Below are 21,949 nucleotides of genomic sequence, written 5' to 3'. Positions count from 1 at the left end.
ACCTGACCCCATGCCGAACTCAGCAGTGAAACGCCGTAGCGCCGATGGTAGTGTGGGGTCTCCCCATGCGAGAGTAGGGAACTGCCAGGCATCAAATAAGTAGAAAGCCCATCCGAAAGGATGGGCTTTTTGCGTTTGGAGTTTTGGCAATATTGAGCTGAGTTTGATAGGGAACATGAGTTTGGCTGGGTTTTTTGTCTATCCCTAAAAATAACGTTCTTAAATATTCTGTTTTTTGATAAAAATATTGGCTGCTTGGCGTTACTGTAATGACAACTGCTGATGCATTAATGAGAAGGATTTTATGATACCTGAATTGGTTTCAGAGGCTCTTTGCCGTACGTATGATATTTCCCGTTTTACATTAAAAACCGGTTCTGATGAGCGTATAGCGAGCCATGAAACAGGGGTGATATTACCAACAGAAAAGCCAGTTGCCTTGGTTTATAACGGTATTTCACATACCGTAATGATGTGTTCGCCGAGCAATCTTGAAGATTTTGCGTTAGGTTTTTCACTCACTGAAGGCATTATTGAGCATGCTTATGATGTGCATGACTATCGGCAGGAAGAGACGAGTAAAGGTATTGAGCTGCATATTGAGCTTGCTAACCGTTGTTTGAGCCGGCTTAAGACAACAAGACGTATGTTGGCAGGAAGAACCGGTTGTGGTGTATGTGGGGCTGAGCAGCTGGATCATGTGGTACGTTCAGTAAAACCACTCTCTTTTTCACAATATTTTAGTTTAGGAGCATTAGATCGTGTGTTGGATCAATTGAGTGATCGCCAGGTTTTAGGGGCTCTGACGGGGGCAACACATGCCGCAATCCATTTGTCGTGTGAGGGTGAAATTTTGGCTATCCGTGAGGATGTTGGTCGGCATATTGCGTTAGATAAGTTGATTGGTCATTTGTGTCGGGATAACTGTACTGAAGGTGCTATTTTAGTGACGAGCCGAGCCAGTTACGAGATGGTGCAAAAAACGGTTTCAGCAGGTATAGAGACTCTACTGGCGATGTCTGCAGTGACTGAGATGGCCGTTGAACAGGCACAAAAAGGGAATTTAACGTTATTAGGGTTTTGTCGGCGTGGACGCGCGGAGTGCTATACGTATAAGGAACGAATCAGATAATGCTGGTGCGAGTATTTTGTCATACATATAAATAAACCCACAAAGCAGGCTTTGTGGGTTTATGCTGTTATTGCATGTAAAGGTTAGAGGAAACCTCTTAGTTCATGCCGTATTTTTTCAATTTCTTGCGCAGAGTACCACGGTTGATACCCATCATCAGTGCGGCACGAGTTTGATTACCACGTGTGTACTGCATGACCATGTCGAGCAGAGGTTGCTCAACCTCAGCCAGAACTAACTCATACAGCTCATTGACGTCTTGGCCGTTTAACTGAGCGAAGTAGTTCTTCAGGGACTGTTTAACGGAGTCACGCAGTGGCTTATGGGTGACCTGATCCTGAGCATTAATAGTAGCAACAGTCAGTACGTCAGAATTAACGCGTTGTTCGAACATGGTTCTTTCAGCTCTTTTTTATTTTTACGCAAGATTCTCAAAATACACATTTAACGCTTCCAGCTGTTCGCTAGCATCCTCTATCACGTTAAATGCACGCCGAAACTGGTCGTCAGGAGCATGTTCTTGTAGATACCAAGAAACATGTTTTCGAGCAATTCGATATCCTTTGCTGTGACCGTAAAAGTCATGCAGTGCACGAATATGCCCAAGTAGTAACTGCTTTACCTCAACAAGTGAGGGAGAGGGCAGTACTTCTCCTGTCTCCAGATAATGCTGGATTTCCCGAAAGATCCAGGGTCTTCCCTGAGCGGCACGCCCTATCATCAGCGCGTCTGCGCCGGTATAGTCTAGTACCTCTCTGGCTTTATGCGGGGTAGTGATATCGCCATTGGCAATCACTGGTATGGAAACCGCGCGTTTAACAGCCCGAATGCTGTCGTATTCAGCATGACCTGTAAAAAGGCATGCGCGAGTACGACCATGAATAGCCAGTGCTTGAATACCACAGCGTTCTGCAATTTGGGCTATTTCGACACAGTTGCGATTATCCTGATCCCATCCAGTCCGAATTTTTAGGGTTACTGGAACATCAACGGCAGTAACAACGGCCGTTAAAATTTGTTCAACCAACTTAGGATATTGTAAGAGAGCAGAGCCTGCTAACTTACGATTAATCTTTTTAGCTGGGCAACCCATATTAATATCAATGATCTGAGCACCGTATTGTACGTTTACACGTGCTGCTCCTGCCATATCGTCAGGATCAGCGCCGGCAATTTGTACACTGCGAATACCCGGTTCATCGGTATGTACCATACGCAAGCGGGATTTATCAGTATGCCAGACCTCAGGGTTTGAGGACATCATCTCTGATACCGCCATGCCAGCCCCCATCTCGTGACAGAGCTGCCGAAATGGTCGGTCAGTGATACCGGCCATAGGCGCTACGATCAATTGATTGTTAAGTTTATAAGGGCCGATACGCATTGACTGAAAGGTAATCACTTTGTGCCTATAAGGGCGCGTATATTACGCACTTTTTCAGTCGGAGGAAAGGCCAAACTTTGAACACTGGTAGTAACTTTTATAGTCAAGCGATTTTTTCAATTATCAGGGCTATGCATTGTATAAAAAACAGGCATACTTTAAAAAAGTGTTTCATTTACGTATTTGCTCTATTCCCTGTTAACTTATTACAATAGCAGACATTACACGATAAGGATCACAATTAGCATGCGGTTAATGCATTGGAAATTAATGTTGCCAGCTTTCTCACTGGCTTTTTTTTTACTGCCTACTTCTCAATTAGCGTGGGCTGAACCGGTTAAATTTGATCAGGCTTGGCAGACTCTTCAACAGGTTAATGATGGGTTAAAAGCAGAAATGTCAGCCGCTGATCGCTCACAAAAAATGGCTGAGGCAACAGATGGGCTTAATTTGCCGAAGATTGACATTGTGGGGGGGGTTACACGATTAAGTTCCCCTTTATCGCTTGATTTAAAAGAGATGCAACCTTTCCCGACGTTAGCTTCAAATCCACAAATTCAGACAATGTTAGCAGGATTAGTAGGAAAACACCCTGAATTAGGCTCTTTACTGCAAAGGTTAAAAAACCTGCCAACAGAGACTAATCTTTCTAACCAAACCATTAAAATGGCAGGGGTGAATGCGTTATGGGTTATCTATTCAGGTGGCCGCATTAGTGCAGCACAAACGGCTGCATATGCGCAAGCTGATGAGGCACGACAACAGTTTGCATTAAAGCGTTTACAAGCTTTTTCTGATTTAACGCGTTTTTATTATGGTGTAACACTGGCTAAAAATGTGTATCAGACACGTCAACAAGTTGCTGTTGCGTTAAATGAGCATTTACAGCATGCGATTAAATTTGAACAACAAGGGCAAATTGCCAAAGTTGAACGTACATCTGCGCAAGTTGCTTATGATCGTGCGCGGGTAGATGCAGAAAATGCACGACGTGAGCTAGAGATTGCACAATTAGTGCTAGATGAGCTATTGCACAAAAATGATGTGCAACCAACATCGCCATTAGTGACGCGATTAAATTTACCAAGTGTGCAATCTTTAGTGAAAACAGCGTTGAAAGCGAACCCAGCAATGTCGCTATTAGATGCAAAAGATAAGCAAGCGGAAAGTTTAGAGAAAGCAGAGCGTGGTCGTTATTTGCCTAATGTAGCGGCAATTGGTAACTATAACATGTATCACGATGACAGTATTTTAGGTCAACGTACACCTGATTGGATGGTTGGGTTAGGAGTGAGTATTCCATTAGTAGATAACAGTGGACGAAATGACCGTTTGGCTGCAGCACATATTACACGTAAAGAGGTTGGATACCGTCGTGCAGAGCTAGAACGCCAATTAAAAGTGGGTATTGAACAGGCTTATCGGGAACTAGAGCAAGCAAAAACAGAGTATGACTCTTTAAAATCAAGTCAGGTATTGGCACAAGAAAATTTTCAATTGCGTAACAAAGCGTTTGAACAAGGGTTAGCTACATCGCTTGATGTTGTAGATGCCAGAATGACTGAGTCTGCGATTGATACACAACGATTGGCAGCCAGTTACCGAATGACGACGGCATTGTCGAAATTATTGGCTCTATCAGGACAACCTGAAGCATTTAATCGCTATCAGCAATAACCACGTGCTAGACAAATAGTTAGGTGAAAAAAGAGATGAATAATAAGCGTAAATCCATTGCGGCCGTGGTCGTTGCAGGTGTTGTAGTCGCATTAGTTGTTAGCTATTTTTCGGCATATGATAATCAAGATGCGCTGATGCAAGGGCAAATTGAAGCACAGCAATATTTTGTGTCAGCGAAAGTACCGGGTCGTATTGAGACGGTATTGGTTAAAAAAGGGCAGCAAGTCAAACAAGGTGATCCAATGTTTGTGCTTTCTACCCCTGAGCTTGATGCGAAATTGAATCAAGCACAAGCTGGCGAAGCTGCGGCAGGAGCGATGCGTCAAGAGGTTGATAATGGCGCGCGCAGCCAACAGATTGCGGCGGCAAAAGATCAGTGGTTAAAAGCGAAAGCAGCTGCAATTTTGTCAGAAAAAACCTATCAGCGAATTAATGCACTGTTTCGTGATGGTGTGATGGCAGAGCAAAAACGTGATGAAGCAAAAACCGCATGGCAAGCTGCAAAATACACTGAACAAGCTGCGTTTCAGCAGTATCAACTGGCTGTAGAGGGATCACGCAAAGGCGAGAAGTTGGCTGCAGCAGAAAAAGAGAAAATGGCTGCTGCCGCGGTTGCCGAAGTGCAAGCTTATCTAAAAGATGCCGAGTTAATGGCGTATCATGATGGTATGGTTGATCAAGTTTTACTGCACCCAGGCGAGCTTGCACCAGCCGGTTTTCCAGTTGTGACATTAGTTGATCTGAATAATGCATGGGCTTTGTTTCAAGTTAGAGAGGATAACTTATCTCAATTCAAGCAAGGGGATGTATTTAATGTCCGTATTCCTGCGTTGAGTAAAGAGAAGACCTATGCGTTTAAAGTTAGCTATATCAGTGTGATGGGTGATTATGCAACGTGGCGTACCACACAGCCAGGTCGTGGCTATGATATGCGTACATTCCAAGTTGAGCTACGTCCAGTTGAGCCTATTGAGGGGCTGCGTGTCGGTATGACAGTGCTGCTGGAGGCAAAGTGAAACCAGGACTACGTGCTACCGCATGGCGTGAGTGGCAGCGAATTTTGCGTGATCGCTGGATCTTTGCGTTAACGATCTGGTTGCCACCGCTGTTTTTTGTCTTAATCTGGGCCATTTTTCATTCGGGTATTCCAAAAGATCTGCCTGTGGCTATTCTCGATCATGATCATAGTCAGTTATCACGTGAGCTCACTCGACGTTTTGAGGCATCACCAGCACTCCATGTTGCGTACGATGTGAACAGCCTCAGCGAAGGTATGTCATTGGTGCGCAGTGGTAAAGCGTATGCATTGATTATGCTGCCTTATCGGTTAGATACCGATGTTAAATTGCACCTTAGCCCTGCGGTCACTGCTTATTATAACAGCCAGTATGTATTGATAGGGAAAGCGGTTAATACTGCGTTGCAGAGCACGTTGTTGACAATGGCTGCCCAACAAGGAGTACAAGTACATTTAGCCACTGGCGAAAATGTGTATCAAGCATTAGGACAGGCTGTACCAACACAAAGCCAATATACGCCGCTATATAATATTGGCATGAATTATGTTCCGTTTTTGGTCACAGCGGTTATTCCTGGAATCTGGCAAATATTTCTTATCAGTGTTGTGATCGCGGCATGGGGTTTAGAGTTTCGCAATAGCAATGGTTCAACATGGTTACAATCAGCAGATGGGCGTTTAGGGAAAGCGTTTGCCGGAAAAATGTTGCCGTATGCATTAATAAGTATGGTGCAAGGGGCGCTGTTTTTATGGGGAGTTTTTGGTTGGTTACGCTGGCCAATTGAAGGCAGTGTTTGGGTTATTTTGTTAGCGCAGTGGTTAATGATTGGGGCTTATATTGCCATGGGAACGCTGTTGTATTGCACCAGTTTTCATTATGGCCGCGCCGCCAGTACTGCTGCAGCTTATTCTGCACCTGCGTTTGCTTTTATGGGAGTGACCTTTCCTGCCGCAAATATGCCTAGTTTTGCCAAGTTTTGGTCAGATCTGTTGCCAGTCTCGCACTATATTCAAGTGCAAATTCAGCAGGTGAATTATGCCGCATCGTGGGCGGTATCATGGCATAGCATGTCAGATTTACTGTGGTTTTGGTTGGTTATCCCACTGGCATTGTTATTGTTGCGAACTCGCTTACGTAAATTGGGGAGCTTGTCATGACATTGGGCCAAATTTGGCGGGAAGAAATACGCGCATTGAGCAAAAATGCCGCTATTTTAATGACGGTGTTTGTCGGGCTGATTTTTTATTCGGTACTCTATCCACAACCCTATTCACATCAAGTTGTAACCAGTATGCCAGTTGCCGTGTGGGATAATGATCACTCTGCGTTGAGCCGGCAGTTTATTCGTATGGTTGAGGCAACCCCACAAGTTGAGATTACCCATAATGCTACCTCGCAGCAAGAGGCTGATCAATGGCTGCAACGGGGGGAGGTGTATGGTTTATTGGTGATCCCACAGCACTTTTCTCGTGATATATTGATGGGAAAAAGCCCCGTGATTGCTGCTGCGGGTGATGCAAGCTACTTTCTGGTTTACTCATCCATTATTGAGGGTATTGCACGTGCAGCGGGGACGTTAGGGGCTCAGGTCAAAGTTGCCAAAGAGTTAATGCAGGGCACGCCTTATTTAGGGGCATTAGGAACAGCATTGCCATTACGGGCACAAACTGAAGCACTATTTAACCCTTCAATCGGTTATATTGCTTACATAGTGCCTGCTGTATTTGTATTGATTTTACATCAGACGTTACTGATTGCAGCGGGTATTCAAACGGCTGAATACAAAGAGCGTACACTTGGTGGCGAACGTGGTTATTGGCAAACTGTATCGCCATGGAAATTGCTGTTGGCACGCGGTCTGGTTTTTGTTCCCTTATATTTGATTGCTGCTATGTACTATTTGGGAACATGCTTTGATTACTACAATGTAGTTCGCCAAGCCAATCCGTGGGTATTACTACTCCTTTGTAGCTTGCTGTTTTGGACAACCTATTGCTTTGCAGTGATGATTACTTTTTTCATGACTCGGCGAGAAACACCAACTCAAGCCGTGTTGATCTCCTCACTGCCGATAGTGTTTACAGCAGGGTTTGTTTGGCCGATTATTGCTATTCCAGAACCCATTATTTGGCTGGCCCGTTTGATCCCTGGTGTGAATGGTATTGAGCTTATGGTGCAATATAATCAGATGGGAGCATCATTGAGTGAAGCAGCAGACCCATTATTGCGTTTAGGCATACAAGCTGTGGTGTATACCGTTTTGGCAGGTTGGGTGTTGTTGCATAGCCAGCGTTTAGCGGTGAATAAGGTTGTTAGCGTGTCAGCTGAAAAAGCGGTTTAACACTCAAATCGTAAGTGATCATCAAAATAAAACCCCACAGTAGAGTCATTATGCTGTGGGGTTTTTTATGTTTAATCGCGTGTTATCGGTGCGGCGTGGTGTATTTTACTGCTATTTCGTACCGTTATTTTGTACGGGCAACCCCTGTAATACGACACCACTCTTCACGCTCGGCAATCGGATCGAGTGTAAATTGGGTGCGGTAAGCGTCGGCAACTGATTCAGCTTGTGACTCTAAAATACCTGATAGACCCAAATGGCCACTGGCTTTTGGTAGCACACTGATCAGCGGAGCCAGCTCACGTAGCGGGCCTGCCAGAATATTGGCAACCACAACATCTCCTTGTAGATCGGCAGGCTGTTCGTGTGGCAAATACAATTCAAGGCGTTCAGAAACCCCGTTACGCTGTGCGTTATCACGGCTGGCAGTGATAGCTTGTGGATCAATATCAATACCAATGGCACGGGCTGCACCGAGTTTCAGTGCGGCAATGGCCAAAATGCCCGAACCACAACCGAAATCAATAATCGTTTTTCCTTCCAGATCTAACCCATCAAGCCACTCAAGGCACAGTGCGGTGGTTGGGTGTGTGCCAGTACCAAATGCTAAACCTGGATCGAGCATCACGTTGACGGCATCAGGCTCTGGGATTTCGCGCCAGCTTGGGCAGATCCATAAACGGCGGCCAAACTGCATAGGGTGAAAATTATCCATCCATTCACGTTCCCAATCTTTATCTTCAAGCTGCTCGATTTTATGGACAAAATCAGCAGAAAGTAGGGGGCTGGTGGTGAGCTGTTGCATAACTTCAGCCATGTTCATTTCAGCATCGAATAGCCCCATGACATCAGTATCGCCCCACAGACGGGTTTCACCGGGTAGCGGTTCAAACACCGGCGTATCGTGGGAATCCATGAAGGTGACGGAGACAGAGCCGCAATCCATCAGCAGATCGCCAATGGCTTCGGCTTGTGCGCCGGTAGTGTTCAGTTTCAGTTGAATCCAAGGCATGGTGAGTACTCTCGGTTGATCCACAGCGTGATAGTGTGGATGAAAATGGTGTGAATAAAAAAGAGTTCTGTGGAGAAAAAACCGTTTGGATAGCCAGTACAAAAACTGGCTGGTATATCCCTAAGAATAACATGGCTGAGGTATGACACTCATCTTATCGCCAGTCCGTCAGCCATGTTATTCGGTTTAACGCTTTAACTCTAACTCTCAGCCTGTATGCGCATCTGTTTACGCTGGTGGCATTCGGTCAACATATTTCCGACTAAAAAGGCCAACAGACCGAAAATCAAGGTTGGTACAATCGCGTGCAGACCCAAAGGTTTTGCCCCGATCAGATTCATGACTACATAGCAGCTACCGCCAGCGATCATCGAGGTTAGTGCACCACCGGCGTTTGCGCGATCCCAATACAACCCCAAAACCAGTGGCCATAAGAACACGGCTTGTAAGCCACCAAAAGCAAGTAAGTTTAGCCAGATGATCATTTCTGGTGGCTGCCATGCGGCCAGAATCAGTAGAACGCCTAAAATCAGGGTGCTTAGGCTGGAAAGACGCGAGATTTTTCGTTCGTTGTGTTCATCTTGTGGGCGTAAACGCAGGTAGAGATCTTTGATCAATGTGGCAGAGGATTGGATCAATTGCGCATCAATGGTCGACATAATCGCTGCCATTGGTGCAGCTAAAAAGATCCCCGCTGCAACCGGAGGTAACACTTGAATCATCAGGGTTGGAATGACTTGATCTGGAATCGCCAAATTGGGTAACACGGCTCGTCCAAGTGCACCGGTCAAGTGCATACCGAGCATCAAGATACCAACAATAATGGTGCTGACAATCATGCCAAAATGCAGAGCTTTGCTGTCTTTGTAAGCCATACAGCGCACAGCTGTGTGTGGCAGGCCGATAACACCAAAGCAGACTAATACCCAAAATGAGGCCATAAAGGGCAGATCAAGCATTCCGTTAGGACCGTGTGCACTGATTAAATCAGGATCAATTGCGCGTAGCGTCGTGACAGCATGGCTTATTCCGCCGGCCGCATGGATCACCGCAAACAACAAAATAACGGTGCCAATCATCATCACAATGCCTTGCAGGGCATCTGTCATTGCGACAGCGCGAAATCCACCAAACATGGTATACAATCCAACGGTGACACCAAAAATCAGTAAGCCATCGAGGTAAGGTATGCCTACTGCGGTTTGGAGCAAGCGAGCACCACCAATAAATTGTACGGTCATTGCGGCAAAAAAAGCGATCAGCATGCTGGCACAAGAGACCCAGACAATGGTTTTATTTTTGTAGCGTGCGTACAGTAAATCATTAAGTGTCAATGCGTTATATTTACGCGATAAAATAGCAAATTTCTTTCCTAGTACACCTAGCGATAACCATGCAGCAGGCAGTTGGATCATCGCCAATAATACCCAACCTAACCCGTATTTATAGGCTGCCCCAGGGCCACCGATAAAAGAGCTGGCACTGGTGTAAGTCGCTGTGAGGGTCATGGCAAGTAAAAAGCCCCCCATAGAGCGATTCCCGACATAATATTCGGTGAGGAAGTGGCCTTTACTGCGTTGAAAATAAGCATAAATGGCAACGGCAAAGACTAAAACAAGATAACCGACGAGAGGCAGAATAATTTCACTCTTCATCTGTACTCTCCAGTGAAATATCACGATAAATATGCTTTACCATTAATCCGCACAATAGAATAAAAACCAGCGGCAGTAGCAAACAAGCCATTTCAAACCAGTGCGGTAAGCCAGTAATGCCAAGTTGATTGTTGGGTAAATAGGCCAACAGTGACCAGCAAACAAGGTAGGCTATTGTGAGCCATAATGCCCAGCGCGCTTCACGGTGAGCTTGCTTGAAGCGATGATCATGCATGATCCGCAATGCCTCCATCACAGCTAACATTAAAAAAAGGCGGCAATTGTAGCGCAGATTATGAAAGGGATAAAAAAAAAGCCGGAATAATCTCCGGCTTTGATAGCGATAAAGGCGTTTTATTGTAAACCGAGTTTCTTTTCCAAGTAGTGGATGTTCGTTCCACCTTGCTGAAAATGCTCATCGGCCATAATACGCTCTTGCAAGCTAATATTGGTTTTGATCCCATCAATAATGGTTTCAGACAGTGCGTTACGCATACGTGCAATAGCGATTTCACGCGTTTCGCCGTAGGTAATCAGTTTGCCAATCATGGAATCATAATATGGAGGTACAGTATAACCGGTGTAGATATGAGACTCCCAACGTACACCAAAACCGCCCGGAGAGTGGAAGTGGGTAATTTTACCGGGGGACGGTAAAAAGGTCTCTGGATCTTCGGCGTTAATACGGCACTCCATCGCGTGGCCATGTACATGCACATCAGATTGTTGAATAGAGAGTGGCATACCTGCAGCAATACGTAATTGCTCTTTAATCAGATCAACACCAGTAATCATCTCTGTGATGGTATGTTCAACCTGAATACGGGTATTCATTTCGATGAAATAAAACTCGCCGTTTTCATACAAAAACTCAAATGTGCCTGCCCCACGATACCCAATTTCGATACACGCTTTCGTGCAGCGTTCACCGATATTGCGGCGAACCTCAGGGGTGATACCGGGTGCTGGTGCTTCTTCAACCACTTTTTGATGGCGGCGTTGCATAGAACAGTCGCGCTCTGCCATATAAACGGCATGCCCTTGACCATCAGCAAGAATTTGGATTTCGATATGGCGTGGATTTTCTAAATATTTTTCCATGTAAACCATGTCGTTATTGAAGGCCGCTTTGGCTTCTAAACGGGTCATGGTAATTGATTGTGCCAACTCTTTTTCACTGCGTACAACGCGCATGCCACGACCACCGCCACCGCCAGAAGCTTTGACAATGATAGGATAACCAATGCGCTTGGCAATGGTTTTGTTTTTATCCATATCATCACCAAGTGGCCCATCAGAGCCCGGAACACAAGGTACACCGGCAGATTTCATGGCATTGATAGCAGAGACTTTATCCCCCATTAAGCGAATAGTTTCTGCGCGTGGCCCGATGAAGATAAAGCCAGAGTTTTCTACTTGTTCAGCAAAATCAGCATTTTCTGCTAAAAAGCCGTAACCAGGATGAATGGCTACTGCACCTGTAATTTCAGCGGCAGCAATAATAGCAGGTGCATTCAAGTAGCTTTTTGTTGAGGGGGGGGGGCCGATACAAACTGTTTCATCAGCCAACAAGACATGTTTTAGCTCGCGATCTGCCGTTGAGTGTACGGCTACGGTTTTAATACCAAGCTCTTTACATGCACGCAAAATCCGCAGCGCAATTTCGCCACGGTTTGCAATAACAATTTTATCTAACATGGCCACTCCTCGTTATTCGATGATAACCAGAGGTGCATCAAATTCCACTGGTTGACCGCTTTCGACCAGAATTGCTTTTACTACACCCGCTTTGTCAGATTCAATTTGGTTCATCATTTTCATCGCTTCAACGATGCACAGAGGATCGCCAACCGCGACGGTTTGACCCACTTCGATGAAGGCTTTTGCATCAGGGCTTGGTGTGCGATAGAACGTTCCTACCATCGGTGAACGTACTGTATGGCCAGAGACCGCAGTAACAACAGGAGCAATCGGCTCGATAGACGGAGTGACAGGTGCAACCGGTGCTTGAAAGGTTGGTGCAGGTGCGTAATGTGTCATTGGCACTGTCGTGATATTACGGCTAATGCGAACAGACTCTTCACCTTCTGAAATTTCCAGCTCAGAAATACCTGACTCTTCAACCAATTCAATCAATTTTTTAATTTTACGAATATCCATTAGCGTGGTTCCGTAGTGTTGTTAATTTTATGACAGACGGCGGATAGCCGCATGTAGCGCAAACTCGTACCCATCAGCCCCTAAACCGCAAATCACACCGACGGCGATATCAGACAAATAAGAGTGATGTCGGAACGGTTCACGAGCATGTACGTTGGACAAGTGGATCTCAATAAAGGGAATTGCAACGCCAAGCAGAGCATCACGTAGAGCTACGCTCGTATGCGTGAATGCTGCTGGATTAATCAGGATAAAGTCTTGTTCACCGTGCGCTTGGTGGATCTGCTCTATCAGTGCCACTTCAGAATTTGATTGGAAGTGAGTGAGCTGAACATCAGCTTGGGCTGCTATTACACTGATATGCGTAACAATTTGCGCAAGCGTGCGCGAACCATAGTGTGTCGGCTCCCGTAATCCAAGTAAATTAAGGTTTGGGCCATTTAAGAGCAATATACGACGATGTTGCGCCATTATGCTGACTTCTCCAGCAAACATGCAGTGATAGAACAAAATACGCTGATTTACGTGGATATACCAGATTAGACGTGTAAGTACACGTTTAAGTCGTGAGTAATGTGAACATTATAATGATATCGGCTCAATTGGCAGCAAAATACTGGTCTTATCAGCGAAGATGCTCCGATAATGATTAGAGTTAAAACTCTAATTCGCAGTTTTACGCTGACATGCTCTTCGTGTCTGTTAGCCACGTTGATCACAAAATAACAACAAGGAGTAAAGGACGTGTCATTCCAAAATAGAGAGCAATAGCGGATCGTAGGTCGGGTAATACTGCTGAAAAATACGCATAAAAATGTATTATCGTGCAGATTGGCATGCATTGGTGTTTTTGTATTTAAAATACATACAGTACGTTGGGTAATAAGTATTATCCTATTGAAAGTGCACTGTTTATTTTTATTGTGCAAATAAACTCAACCCAACAATTTTGTTAAATTGTATTGGCTATCTATATTTATCCACTGTTTATATTGGTCAATGGCATTGAGCAATACGTAGTTTATATGCTGTGTAGATAACGTTTATCAGAGGGTATTGAAAACAACCGCTTGGTCATGTGAGAAGAGAGTAATCAGAGTTACGCAGGGAAAAAAACGGAGGCAAATAACCTCCGATAAAATCAAACTGACTTAATGGTGACAATTGTAAATGATTGCACAGCATATTCGTTGATATAGCGCAATATATGTTGATTATATTACACTGATGTTGAGCTTATATAAAACACAGTGTTTTTTGTTACGTGTATCATTTACCCACTATTTAAGAATATTCACTAATACCCGACCAGTAATTTGGTTTGCTAAGAGCAACGCGGCATATTCAGGCACTTGTTCTAGCGTAATTTCATGCGCCACTTTTGCGTAAAAAGCAGGGGGGAGCAGTTGAGCTAAACGATTCCAAGCCTCTGTGCGCAAGGTGTAAGGCGCATTGACAGAATCAACACCTTGTAAGCGGACATTACGTAAAATAAAAGGCATCACCGAGGTAGATAAATCAGCACCACCTGCGAGCCCACAGGCGGCAACTGTTGCGCCATATTGCATTTGTGCCAGTACGCTAGCTAATGTAGATGAACCAACGGTATCAATTGCACCTGCCCAGCACTGTTTCTCTAATGGACGAGAAGCCATAGTGAGTGTTTCACGTGTGATTATTCGGTGTGCACCAAGGGCATGTAAATAGGCATAATTATCTAAGCGCCCCGTAGCGGCTACAACGCGATAGCCAAGTAAACTGAGCAGTTGCACAGCAACACTGCCGACTCCACCACTCGATCCTGTGACCAGAATTTCACCGTGTTCAGGGGTTACCCCCCCTTGCTCAAGTGCCATAACCGATAACATCGCAGTGAGCCCTGCGGTACCAATAATCATGGCATTTCGTTCACTGAGGTTTGTGTGTAACGGTACGAGCCAGTGAGCATCGACAGATGCTTGTTCGGCCAATCCACCACAGTGCTGCTCACCAACACCCCATCCTGTTAGCACAACGTTATCGCCAATTTGATAACGAGTATCGGCTGATTTGACGACTGTGCCTGCAAAATCAATCCCTGGGATCATTGGAAATTGACGAATAATTTTTCCTTTGCCAGTGATGGCGAGAGCATCTTTATAGTTTAAAGAAGACCAGTGAATGTGCACTGTGACACTTTGCTCAGGTAAAAAAGCACTATCAACATGGGTAACCGTTGCGTATGTGCTCTGTTGGCTTTGCTCAAGGATAAGGGCTTTCATACAAGAAACTCTCTGGATAAAGGAAAAGGTCATTACTGTATAATTCAATACCAGCAACCGGCAATTTTATGCATAAAAATCCAAATTTCATAACATAAGAAGAATATCTACTCTCTATTGTGAGTAATCCTAGAGAAAGGCGCGTGTTTGCTGCACAATAATGACAGTACAGATCGTGCTATCGTGGGAATAGACTCTTGCAGTTATTTGCTCTCTGATGCAGTGTTGCCTATGGTTTGCTAAATATTGTTTATTTTAGCAATAACACACGCCTATACACCCAGATAGGGAAGAACAAGGATGCGTTTTACCACTCGGTTTGTGGCATTTGTAACCTCATTTGTCGGTTTAGCCGTCGTTGTGATGCTAATTGGCGGTACAATTGGTTTTCAGCGGCTTGCTGAAGATCAGATCAGCCATCGTTGGCAAACAGTCGTGACGGTAGTTGATCAAAAAATCCACGAGCAAGGTGCTGAGGATCTTAAAAATTGGTTGCCTCCGATATTGTTGGCCGCACAAGTTCACTCCTTAATTATTGCAAATGGCGATCATGTTGTTTATCAATATCAGGGTGAGAGTCAACCCCACCTCCCTGATGATCTATTAGTACACTATCGTTATCCACTGCTACTTGAACCAGGTTTTATCGTGAATATTACGGCAGCCGATCCGCTGGTGGATTACACTTACTCTATTGTCTCAATGTCCTCAATTTCACTGGCAATAGGTTTGGTACTTATCGGGCTGATTGTGGGTTTACATTGGCTGCGTGAACAACTTATTGGTGCAGAGATCCTTGAAGATAGGGCAAGATTAATTTTAAGCAAAGGGATTGAAGATATACCCCAACGGGATCTCCGTGAATGGCCACAGTCGGCCAGTATAGTGCTCGACAGATTAATCGCAGAACTACAAGATGCACGTCAAGAGCGTAGCCGTTTCGATACCTTTATTCGTTCGCATACGTTTTTAGATCAACTGACCGGTGTCTCTAATCGCATGTTTTTTGATAATCAGCTCTCTGCCTTATTGGATGAGCCTGACAGTCAAGGCAGTGTGATGGTCGTGCGTTTGGCCGATATTGATGTATTACGCCATGATTTGAGTGATAAAGTCGCCGATACATTGATTCAAGACTTGGTTGCTCAACTCTCAACGTTTGTACTGCGTATTCCAAATGGTTTATTAGCCCGTTATTTTGATGGTGATTTTGCTGCTATTTTACCGCAGCAAAATATCAAAGAGGCAGGACAGTTAGCCGAGCAGATATTAAAAATGGTACAACAACTGCCTTTGCCGCAAGGGGTCTATGCTGAGGCGTTTTTATTTATTGGTATTGTCGGTTTTCATCAGGGTGACATTTTAGAAAATGTGATGGATGAGGCTGAGATGGCTGTACGATCAGCCTCTTTACAGGGTACCAATAGTTGGTTTGCGAGCAGTAAATCTGCGCAAGACGATCAACCGAGCCGTGGTTCTGTTCGCTGGCGAACATTATTAGAGAATGTATTAGCACAACGAGCACTACACCCATTTACGCAGACTGTTTTTACACGTGATGGAACATCAGAGCAAGTTGAGTTATTCGTACGGATCCACGATGAACAAGGCAATTGGCTACGTTTAGTTGAATTTATGCCGATGGTCAAACAGTTAGGGTTAGCCGAGCGGTTTGATCGTGAAATTATGTTGATGGCAATTCAATTGCTCGCCAAAATGCCAGTGCACGAAGGCATTGCCATTAGCCTTACTGTTGATGCACTTTTGCGCAAATCGTTCCAATATTGGCTGCGTGATTTGCTAATGCAGCAACCTAGAGAGATCAGGCAGCGATTATTTTTGGAACTTGCAGAGGCTGATCTGTGTCAACATATCGATAGATTACGTACTCCAGCACGTTTTCTAAAAGGCATGGACTGTAAACTGGTGATTAATCAGGCCGGTTTAACGGTGGTCAATACGTTCTATATTAAGCTGTTGCAGATAGATATTATTAAATTACATCCAAGTCTTGTGCATAATATTCACCAAAGACCTGAAAATCAGTTATTTGTTCGTAGCTTAATTGGTGCATGTGCAGGAACATCGGCACGATTATACGCTGTAGGTGTACAATCTACGCAAGAGTGGGCAAACTTACGTAAATTAGGTGTTTATGCAGGGCAAGGGCTGTTATTCTCACCGGTAAAACCGGTAGTAGAGCGCAGTTTGCTGCCGTTTCGACGACATCAATCCTGACCGTGTTTTGTTGCTTTATTGTTATTAAATGGTGTTGGTGATGATGCGTATAAATAGTCAGACAGCATTGCTGCATCAGTCTGTTGTCTGTGAAATAAATATGATTGGTGAGGATGACCGCATTATTCTCATCGGAATTGCGTGATCAGCCCCCTGTAGTCTTGAGCAGCTCAGTGGTGGTTGGTAGAGTAGCCCGAATTTTCCGGGTAGAGTTTTCAGGATTGGCCGTTAGTTATGTTTAAAAAGTTTCGTGGCATGTTTTCCAATGACTTGTCCATTGATTTGGGAACCGCAAACACCCTGATCTATGTAAAAGGGCAAGGCATTGTATTGAATGAACCATCGGTGGTTGCGATCCGCCAAGATCGTTCAGGTTCAGCTAAAAGCGTAGCAGCGGTCGGGCATGAGGCCAAACAAATGCTAGGCCGTACGCCTGGCAATATTGCGGCTATTCGTCCGATGAAAGATGGGGTAATTGCAGATTTCTTTGTTACAGAGAAAATGCTGCAACACTTCATTAAACAAGTACACAGTAATAGCATGATGCGTCCTAGCCCACGCGTACTAGTCTGTGTGCCGGTTGGTGCAACACAAGTTGAACGTCGTGCGATACGTGAATCGGCATTAGGTGCAGGTGCTCGCGAAGTCTTTCTTATCGAAGAGCCGATGGCTGCTGCAATTGGTGCCGGTTTACCAGTATCAGAAGCAACAGGATCTATGGTCATTGATATCGGTGGTGGTACTACTGAAGTTGCCGTGATTTCGCTCAATGGTGTGGTGTACTCCTCTTCTGTGCGTATTGGTGGTGATCGTTTTGATGAAGCGATTATTAATTACGTGCGTCGTAACTATGGCTCTTTGATCGGTGAAGCAACGGCAGAGCGCATTAAGCATGAGATTGGCTCGGCTTATCCGGGTGATGAAGTGCTAGAAATTGAAGTACGTGGTCGTAATCTGGCAGAAGGTGTACCTCGCAGTTTTACACTGAACTCCAATGAGATCCTCGAAGCATTGCAAGAACCACTAAGTGGCATTGTTTCTGCAGTGATGGTTGCTTTAGAGCAGTGTCCACCGGAGCTTGCCTCTGATATTTCAGAGCGTGGCATGGTGTTGACCGGTGGCGGTGCGTTATTGCGTAATTTAGAGCGTTTGCTGACTGAAGAAACTGGTATTCCGGTTGTAGTAGCAGAAGATCCGCTCACGTGTGTTGCACGTGGTGGTGGTAAAGCGTTAGAAATGATCGATATGCATGGCGGCGATCTGTTTAGCGAAGACTAAGCCGAGTTATCGGGTGGCAAGTGCGTTGCCACCCTCTGCATACCGAGGGTTAATACAACATCATGAAACCGATTTTTGGTCGGGGCTCATCCCTACAACTTCGTCTTTTCCTTGCTATTCTCGCCTCAATCAGTTTATTGATTATGGATAGCCGAGTGATCACCTTTAGCAGTGTTCGCTCCTCATTAGACACGTTAGTCAGCCCATTACACTATCTTGCTAACTCCCCACGTCAACTGCTTGATACCTTATCTGCACGTTTAGAAACCAAAGATCGTTTGATCCTTGAAAATCGTGCATTGCACCAAGAATTGTTGCGTAAAAACAGCGATTTGCTCATGCTCAGTCAATTTAAACACGAAAATAAACGGCTGCGTGAGCTACTTGGATCACCATTACGCAGTGATGAGCGCAAAATGGTCACTCAAGTATTAACAGCAGATACTGATCCTTATAGCCATCAAGTGGTTATTGATAAAGGCTCTGACCAAGGTGTGTATATTGGGCAACCGGTAATCAGTGATAAAGGCGTTGTTGGGCAAGTTATCTCTGTCGGTAAAATTTCTAGCCGTGTGCTACTGATCTCTGATGCAACACATGCAATCCCTGTGCAAGTGTTGCGTAATGATATTCGCGTAATTGCAAGCGGTACGGGTCAACGTGATGAGTTACAACTTGAGCATATTCCAAGCTCTACGGATATTCGTGCGGGTGATATGTTAGTCACATCAGGATTAGGTGGCCGTTTTCCGGAAGGATACCCAGTTGGGATTGTGAAAGCGTTTGAAGTTGATGGCCAAAGTGCGTTTGCATCTGTCAGTGTGACCCCAACGGCACAACTAGAGCGCCTACGTTATTTATTATTGCTCTGGCCAAATAAAAGTGAAACAACACCGCCGCCTACGGCCGATGATGTTCGTGCTGCCGCTCGTGAGCGTTTACCCGATATTTTGCCGCCGTTACCCACACCGGCAAGTGCAGCAACAGAAGCACAGCCGATGCCTGCTGGACACTCGGCAATGGTAGGGGCTGTGAACTCAGCCACTATACCCATGGTAACATCGCCAATAACACCGGCAGTGAGTTCAACAAATTTGCCAGTGAAAAAAATACCTGCACAAGGGCAGATGAGTACGAATACTCCACCGGCAGTAGCAGCAACACCAACATCTTTAGCGCCGAGGAAAGTACAGTGAGTTTTTACCGTGCACGTGGGCGAGTGATTATCGCCTTATCATTTTTAGTTGCACTTGTTTTACAGATGATGCCATGGCCACTGGAACTCGATGCACTACGGCCTTCGTGGTTAGCATTGGTGCTTATTTATTGGGTCGTTGCACTCCCTCATCGGGTTAATGTAGGGAGTGCATTTTTAGTGGGCGTTTTGTGGGATTTGTCTCAAGGCTCAACATTAGGTGTACATGCGCTGGCCTTATCACTGCTCTCTTATGTGGTAGCGTTTAATTTCCAACTACTGCGTAACTTAGCGTTATGGCAACAAGCATTCGTTGTCTTAATGCTCACGTTAGCCTGTAAACTTCTGATTTTTTGGGCTGAGTTTTTGGTCTCCGCAGTACAATTTCGGCCAGAAATGTTATGGGGTTGCGTTGTCAGTGGGGTTTTGTGGCCGTGGTTGTTTTTACTGCTGCGAAAAGTACGTCGTCAATGTAGCGTACGCTAAGAGGTATTATGATTTACTTAGCATCAGGTTCACCCCGTCGCCACGAATTACTGGCATTGTTAGCCACAGAATTTACTGTTTTACGCCCTGATGTTCCTGAGATTTATGACTTTTCTGAATCGCCGCAAGAATATGTGGTACGGTTAGCAAAAGAGAAAGCACTTGCAGGAGTTGCTATCGCACCGAATGACTATCCAGTTATTGGTGCAGATACTATTGTGGTATTAGAACAACAGGTGCTTGAAAAACCATGTAATGCTGAACATGCAGCCGCTATGCTACGCGCATTATCTGATAAAACACATCAGGTAATGACGGCGGTTGCTGTTGCTAATCGCCAGAAAATAGTGGATTGCTGTGTGATAACCGATGTGACATTTCGGGCATTAACCGAGACAGAAATCGCGCACTATATTGCATCAGGCGAACCTGCAGATAAAGCGGGTGCTTATGGCATTCAGGGATTAGGTGGGCGCTTTGTTGCCCATCTATCAGGCAGTTACCATGCTGTGATGGGCTTACCCTTAATGGAAACCGATCAGTTGCTAGCTTGTTTTGACGTGAAGCGTTAATACTCAACGTCGCCATCATGCGAAGCGGAAGCAAACAAGATAAGAGTTGAGGAATTACCATGACGGCTGAACTATTAATTAATGTTACGCCAAGTGAAACCCGTGTCGCAATGATAGAGGGTGGCGTATTACAAGAAGTTCATATTGAACGCGAAGCCAAACGTGGCATTGTTGGCAATATTTATAAAGGGAAAATTAGCCGTGTACTACCCGGTATGCAGGCAGCATTTGTTGATATCGGTTTAGATAAAGCCGCTTTTTTGCATGCCTCGGATATTGTGCCACACACAGAGTGTGTAGCAGATAATGAGCAAAAACAGTTTCGAGTGCGTGATATTTCTGAACTCGTGCGTCAGGGGCAAGACCTGATGGTGCAAGTGGTGAAAGACCCACTAGGCACTAAGGGTGCTCGCCTGACTACCGATATTACACTGCCTTCGCGCTATCTGGTTTTTATGCCGGGTGCCAGTCATGTGGGTGTTTCGCAGCGAATTGAAAGTGAAAATGAGCGTGATCGCTTAAAATCAATTGTAAGCGCATATTGTGACGATCTCGGTGGCTTTATCATTCGCACCGCTGCTGAAGGAATAGGGGCTAGTGAGCTAGAACAAGATGCCGCTTTTTTACGCCGCTTGTGGAGTAAAGTGCTTGAGCGAAAAACTCGCTTGGGCAGCCGCAGCACGTTATACGGTGAATTAGCCATTGGCCAGCGTATTTTGCGTGATTTTGTGGGAACTGAGCTTGATCGTATTCGTGTTGATTCTCGCCAAACCTTTGATGTTTTAACCGAGTTTACTCGCGAATATGTGCCACAATTGACAAGTAAATTCGAGCTATACAGTGGTCGTCAGCCAATTTTTGATCTGTTTGATATCGAAAATGAGATCCAGCGGGTACTTGATCGCAAAGTACAACTGAAATCGGGGGGCTACCTGATTATTGATCAAACCGAAGCAATGACAACCATTGATATCAATACCGGTGCTTTTGTCGGCCACCGTAATCTTGAAGAGACTATCTTTAATACCAATGTTGAGGCAACACAAGCCATTGCTCGCCAGCTACGGTTACGTAATTTAGGCGGTATTATCATTATTGATTTTATCGATATGACCAGTGATGAACATCGCCGACGTGTATTGAGTTCGTTAGAGCAAGCTTTGAGTAAAGATCGAGTAAAAACCAATATTAATGGCTTTACTCAGCTAGGTCTGGTTGAGATGACGCGTAAGCGCACCCGTGAAAGTTTAGAGCATGTGTTGTGTGGTGAATGCCCAACTTGCCAGGGGCGTGGTACAGTAAAAACAGTGGAAAGTGTCTGTTATGAGATCTTGCGTGAAATTGTACGGGTTCACCATGCTTATGATGCAGATAAATTTTTAGTATATACCTCTGCAACAGTAGGTGAAGTACTGCGTGGCGATGAGTTTCATGCGCTGGCAGAGTTAGAGTTATTCATTGGTAAACAGGTCAAAATTCAGACTGAGCCTTTGTATAATCAAGAACAATTTGATGTCGTCATGATGTGACGGAGCT

Annotated in this window: 20 protein-coding genes and 1 rRNA gene; 12 read left to right on the top strand and 9 right to left on the bottom strand. The window is 45.0% G+C overall.

Annotated elements, in window-relative coordinates:
* A 5S ribosomal RNA gene (gene rrf, locus ACRC53_RS02570) occupies positions 1-90 on the top strand; the annotation flags it as partial.
* A gap of 214 nt (positions 91-304) precedes the next feature.
* Positions 305-1,132: a formate dehydrogenase accessory sulfurtransferase FdhD gene (fdhD, locus tag ACRC53_RS02565; protein ID WP_438642001.1), complete on the top strand. Its 828-nt coding sequence runs from the start codon at positions 305-307 to the stop codon at positions 1,130-1,132.
* 97 nt (positions 1,133-1,229) lie between these two features.
* Here fdhD and fis read toward each other — a convergent pair whose 3' ends face one another.
* On the bottom strand, positions 1,230-1,526 hold the full coding sequence (gene fis / locus ACRC53_RS02560; protein ID WP_010862690.1) for a DNA-binding transcriptional regulator Fis: 297 nt from the start codon (positions 1,524-1,526) through the stop codon (positions 1,230-1,232).
* A gap of 24 nt (positions 1,527-1,550) precedes the next feature.
* Positions 1,551-2,516 (bottom strand): tRNA dihydrouridine synthase DusB, encoded by a 966-nt coding sequence (dusB, locus tag ACRC53_RS02555; RefSeq protein WP_438642014.1) that lies wholly within the window; start codon positions 2,514-2,516, stop codon positions 1,551-1,553.
* 246 nt (positions 2,517-2,762) lie between these two features.
* Between dusB and ACRC53_RS02550 the strand changes: the two genes are divergently transcribed.
* The 4 genes from ACRC53_RS02550 to ACRC53_RS02535 are packed head-to-tail and all read left to right on the top strand — an operon-like array spanning position 2,763 to position 7,556.
* Complete coding sequence (locus ACRC53_RS02550) at positions 2,763-4,193, top strand: TolC family protein (RefSeq protein ID WP_438642000.1); 1,431 nt, start codon at positions 2,763-2,765, stop codon at positions 4,191-4,193.
* Positions 4,194-4,228: 35 nt separating this feature from the next.
* Complete coding sequence (locus tag ACRC53_RS02545; protein WP_438641999.1) at positions 4,229-5,212, top strand: HlyD family secretion protein; 984 nt, start codon at positions 4,229-4,231, stop codon at positions 5,210-5,212.
* Positions 5,209-6,372: an ABC transporter permease gene (locus ACRC53_RS02540; protein ID WP_438641998.1), complete on the top strand. Its 1,164-nt coding sequence runs from the start codon at positions 5,209-5,211 to the stop codon at positions 6,370-6,372. The genes ACRC53_RS02545 and ACRC53_RS02540 overlap by 4 nt, the downstream gene beginning before the upstream one ends.
* Positions 6,369-7,556 (top strand): ABC transporter permease, encoded by a 1,188-nt coding sequence (locus ACRC53_RS02535; RefSeq protein ID WP_438641997.1) that lies wholly within the window; start codon positions 6,369-6,371, stop codon positions 7,554-7,556. The genes ACRC53_RS02540 and ACRC53_RS02535 overlap by 4 nt, the downstream gene beginning before the upstream one ends.
* A 124-nt stretch (positions 7,557-7,680) precedes the next feature.
* Here the strand turns inward: ACRC53_RS02535 and prmA are convergent, their stop codons facing one another.
* The 7 genes from prmA to acuI form a co-directional block, all read right to left on the bottom strand.
* Positions 7,681-8,568 (bottom strand): 50S ribosomal protein L11 methyltransferase, encoded by an 888-nt coding sequence (gene prmA, locus ACRC53_RS02530; RefSeq protein WP_438641996.1) that lies wholly within the window; start codon positions 8,566-8,568, stop codon positions 7,681-7,683.
* 200 nt (positions 8,569-8,768) lie between these two features.
* The gene (gene panF / locus ACRC53_RS02525; protein ID WP_438641995.1) at positions 8,769-10,223 is read right to left on the bottom strand and encodes a sodium/pantothenate symporter; all 1,455 of its coding nucleotides are present in this window, start codon (positions 10,221-10,223) and stop codon (positions 8,769-8,771) included.
* Positions 10,213-10,458 (bottom strand): YhdT family protein, encoded by a 246-nt coding sequence (locus ACRC53_RS02520; RefSeq protein WP_438641994.1) that lies wholly within the window; start codon positions 10,456-10,458, stop codon positions 10,213-10,215. The genes panF and ACRC53_RS02520 overlap by 11 nt, the downstream gene beginning before the upstream one ends.
* Before the next feature lie 119 nt (positions 10,459-10,577).
* Positions 10,578-11,921 carry an acetyl-CoA carboxylase biotin carboxylase subunit gene (accC, locus tag ACRC53_RS02515; protein ID WP_438641993.1) on the bottom strand — a complete coding sequence of 448 codons (1,344 nt, stop codon included), beginning with the start codon at positions 11,919-11,921 and terminating at the stop codon, positions 10,578-10,580.
* A 12-nt stretch (positions 11,922-11,933) separates the two neighbouring features.
* Positions 11,934-12,383: an acetyl-CoA carboxylase biotin carboxyl carrier protein gene (accB, locus tag ACRC53_RS02510; protein ID WP_438641992.1), complete on the bottom strand. Its 450-nt coding sequence runs from the start codon at positions 12,381-12,383 to the stop codon at positions 11,934-11,936.
* 27 nt (positions 12,384-12,410) lie between these two features.
* Positions 12,411-12,854 (bottom strand): type II 3-dehydroquinate dehydratase, encoded by a 444-nt coding sequence (gene aroQ, locus ACRC53_RS02505; RefSeq protein WP_438641991.1) that lies wholly within the window; start codon positions 12,852-12,854, stop codon positions 12,411-12,413.
* A gap of 809 nt (positions 12,855-13,663) precedes the next feature.
* A complete protein-coding gene (gene acuI, locus ACRC53_RS02500) occupies positions 13,664-14,644 on the bottom strand; it encodes an acrylyl-CoA reductase (NADPH) (RefSeq protein ID WP_438641990.1) in 981 nt (326 codons plus the stop codon).
* Between the two features lie 300 nt (positions 14,645-14,944).
* On the opposite strand from acuI, the gene csrD reads away from it, so the two are divergent.
* The 6 genes from csrD (at position 14,945) to rng (ending at position 21,942) form a co-directional block, all read left to right on the top strand.
* Entirely contained in the window at positions 14,945-16,882 is a 1,938-nt protein-coding gene (gene csrD, locus ACRC53_RS02495) for an RNase E specificity factor CsrD (RefSeq protein ID WP_438641989.1), read from the top strand.
* 234 nt (positions 16,883-17,116) lie between these two features.
* The gene (gene mreB / locus ACRC53_RS02490) at positions 17,117-18,160 is read left to right on the top strand and encodes a rod shape-determining protein MreB (protein ID WP_438622246.1); all 1,044 of its coding nucleotides are present in this window, start codon (positions 17,117-17,119) and stop codon (positions 18,158-18,160) included.
* A gap of 62 nt (positions 18,161-18,222) precedes the next feature.
* Positions 18,223-19,356, top strand: coding sequence for a rod shape-determining protein MreC (gene mreC / locus ACRC53_RS02485; protein WP_438641988.1), 1,134 nt, complete (start codon positions 18,223-18,225; stop codon positions 19,354-19,356).
* Positions 19,353-19,841 (top strand): rod shape-determining protein MreD, encoded by a 489-nt coding sequence (gene mreD / locus ACRC53_RS02480; RefSeq protein WP_438641987.1) that lies wholly within the window; start codon positions 19,353-19,355, stop codon positions 19,839-19,841. The genes mreC and mreD overlap by 4 nt, the downstream gene beginning before the upstream one ends.
* Before the next feature lie 8 nt (positions 19,842-19,849).
* Complete coding sequence (locus ACRC53_RS02475) at positions 19,850-20,413, top strand: Maf family protein (protein ID WP_438641986.1); 564 nt, start codon at positions 19,850-19,852, stop codon at positions 20,411-20,413.
* 59 nt (positions 20,414-20,472) lie between these two features.
* Positions 20,473-21,942, top strand: a complete 1,470-nt coding sequence (gene rng, locus ACRC53_RS02470) for a ribonuclease G (RefSeq protein ID WP_438641985.1) — start codon at positions 20,473-20,475, stop codon at positions 21,940-21,942.
* Positions 21,943-21,949 lie beyond the last annotated feature (7 nt).

This window comes from Plesiomonas sp., from assembly GCF_051652165.1.
Taxonomy (GTDB): Bacteria; Pseudomonadota; Gammaproteobacteria; order Enterobacterales; family CAMTGL01; genus Plesiomonas.
The sequence above is the reverse complement of the archived record's forward strand: the minus strand, read 5'-3'. Positions and strand labels throughout refer to the sequence as shown.

What these genes read in the sequence shown, in the direction of transcription:
- accB (WP_438641992.1), bottom strand. Translation starts at nt 12,383, where the DNA reads ATGGATATTCGTAAAATTAAAAAATTGATTGAATTGGTTGAAGAGTCA.
- mreC (WP_438641988.1), top strand. Translation starts at nt 18,223, where the DNA reads ATGAAACCGATTTTTGGTCGGGGCTCATCCCTACAACTTCGTCTTTTC.
- panF (WP_438641995.1), bottom strand. Translation starts at nt 10,223, where the DNA reads ATGAAGAGTGAAATTATTCTGCCTCTCGTCGGTTATCTTGTTTTAGTC.
- accC (WP_438641993.1), bottom strand. Translation starts at nt 11,921, where the DNA reads ATGTTAGATAAAATTGTTATTGCAAACCGTGGCGAAATTGCGCTGCGG.
- rng (WP_438641985.1), top strand. Translation starts at nt 20,473, where the DNA reads ATGACGGCTGAACTATTAATTAATGTTACGCCAAGTGAAACCCGTGTC.
- prmA (WP_438641996.1), bottom strand. Translation starts at nt 8,568, where the DNA reads ATGCCTTGGATTCAACTGAAACTGAACACTACCGGCGCACAAGCCGAA.
- fdhD (WP_438642001.1), top strand. Translation starts at nt 305, where the DNA reads ATGATACCTGAATTGGTTTCAGAGGCTCTTTGCCGTACGTATGATATT.
- ACRC53_RS02545 (WP_438641999.1), top strand. Translation starts at nt 4,229, where the DNA reads ATGAATAATAAGCGTAAATCCATTGCGGCCGTGGTCGTTGCAGGTGTT.
- csrD (WP_438641989.1), top strand. Translation starts at nt 14,945, where the DNA reads ATGCGTTTTACCACTCGGTTTGTGGCATTTGTAACCTCATTTGTCGGT.
- ACRC53_RS02535 (WP_438641997.1), top strand. Translation starts at nt 6,369, where the DNA reads ATGACATTGGGCCAAATTTGGCGGGAAGAAATACGCGCATTGAGCAAA.
- mreB (WP_438622246.1), top strand. Translation starts at nt 17,117, where the DNA reads ATGTTTAAAAAGTTTCGTGGCATGTTTTCCAATGACTTGTCCATTGAT.
- fis (WP_010862690.1), bottom strand. Translation starts at nt 1,526, where the DNA reads ATGTTCGAACAACGCGTTAATTCTGACGTACTGACTGTTGCTACTATT.
- dusB (WP_438642014.1), bottom strand. Translation starts at nt 2,516, where the DNA reads ATGCGTATCGGCCCTTATAAACTTAACAATCAATTGATCGTAGCGCCT.
- aroQ (WP_438641991.1), bottom strand. Translation starts at nt 12,854, where the DNA reads ATGGCGCAACATCGTCGTATATTGCTCTTAAATGGCCCAAACCTTAAT.
- ACRC53_RS02550 (WP_438642000.1), top strand. Translation starts at nt 2,763, where the DNA reads ATGCGGTTAATGCATTGGAAATTAATGTTGCCAGCTTTCTCACTGGCT.
- ACRC53_RS02475 (WP_438641986.1), top strand. Translation starts at nt 19,850, where the DNA reads ATGATTTACTTAGCATCAGGTTCACCCCGTCGCCACGAATTACTGGCA.
- acuI (WP_438641990.1), bottom strand. Translation starts at nt 14,644, where the DNA reads ATGAAAGCCCTTATCCTTGAGCAAAGCCAACAGAGCACATACGCAACG.
- ACRC53_RS02520 (WP_438641994.1), bottom strand. Translation starts at nt 10,458, where the DNA reads ATGCATGATCATCGCTTCAAGCAAGCTCACCGTGAAGCGCGCTGGGCA.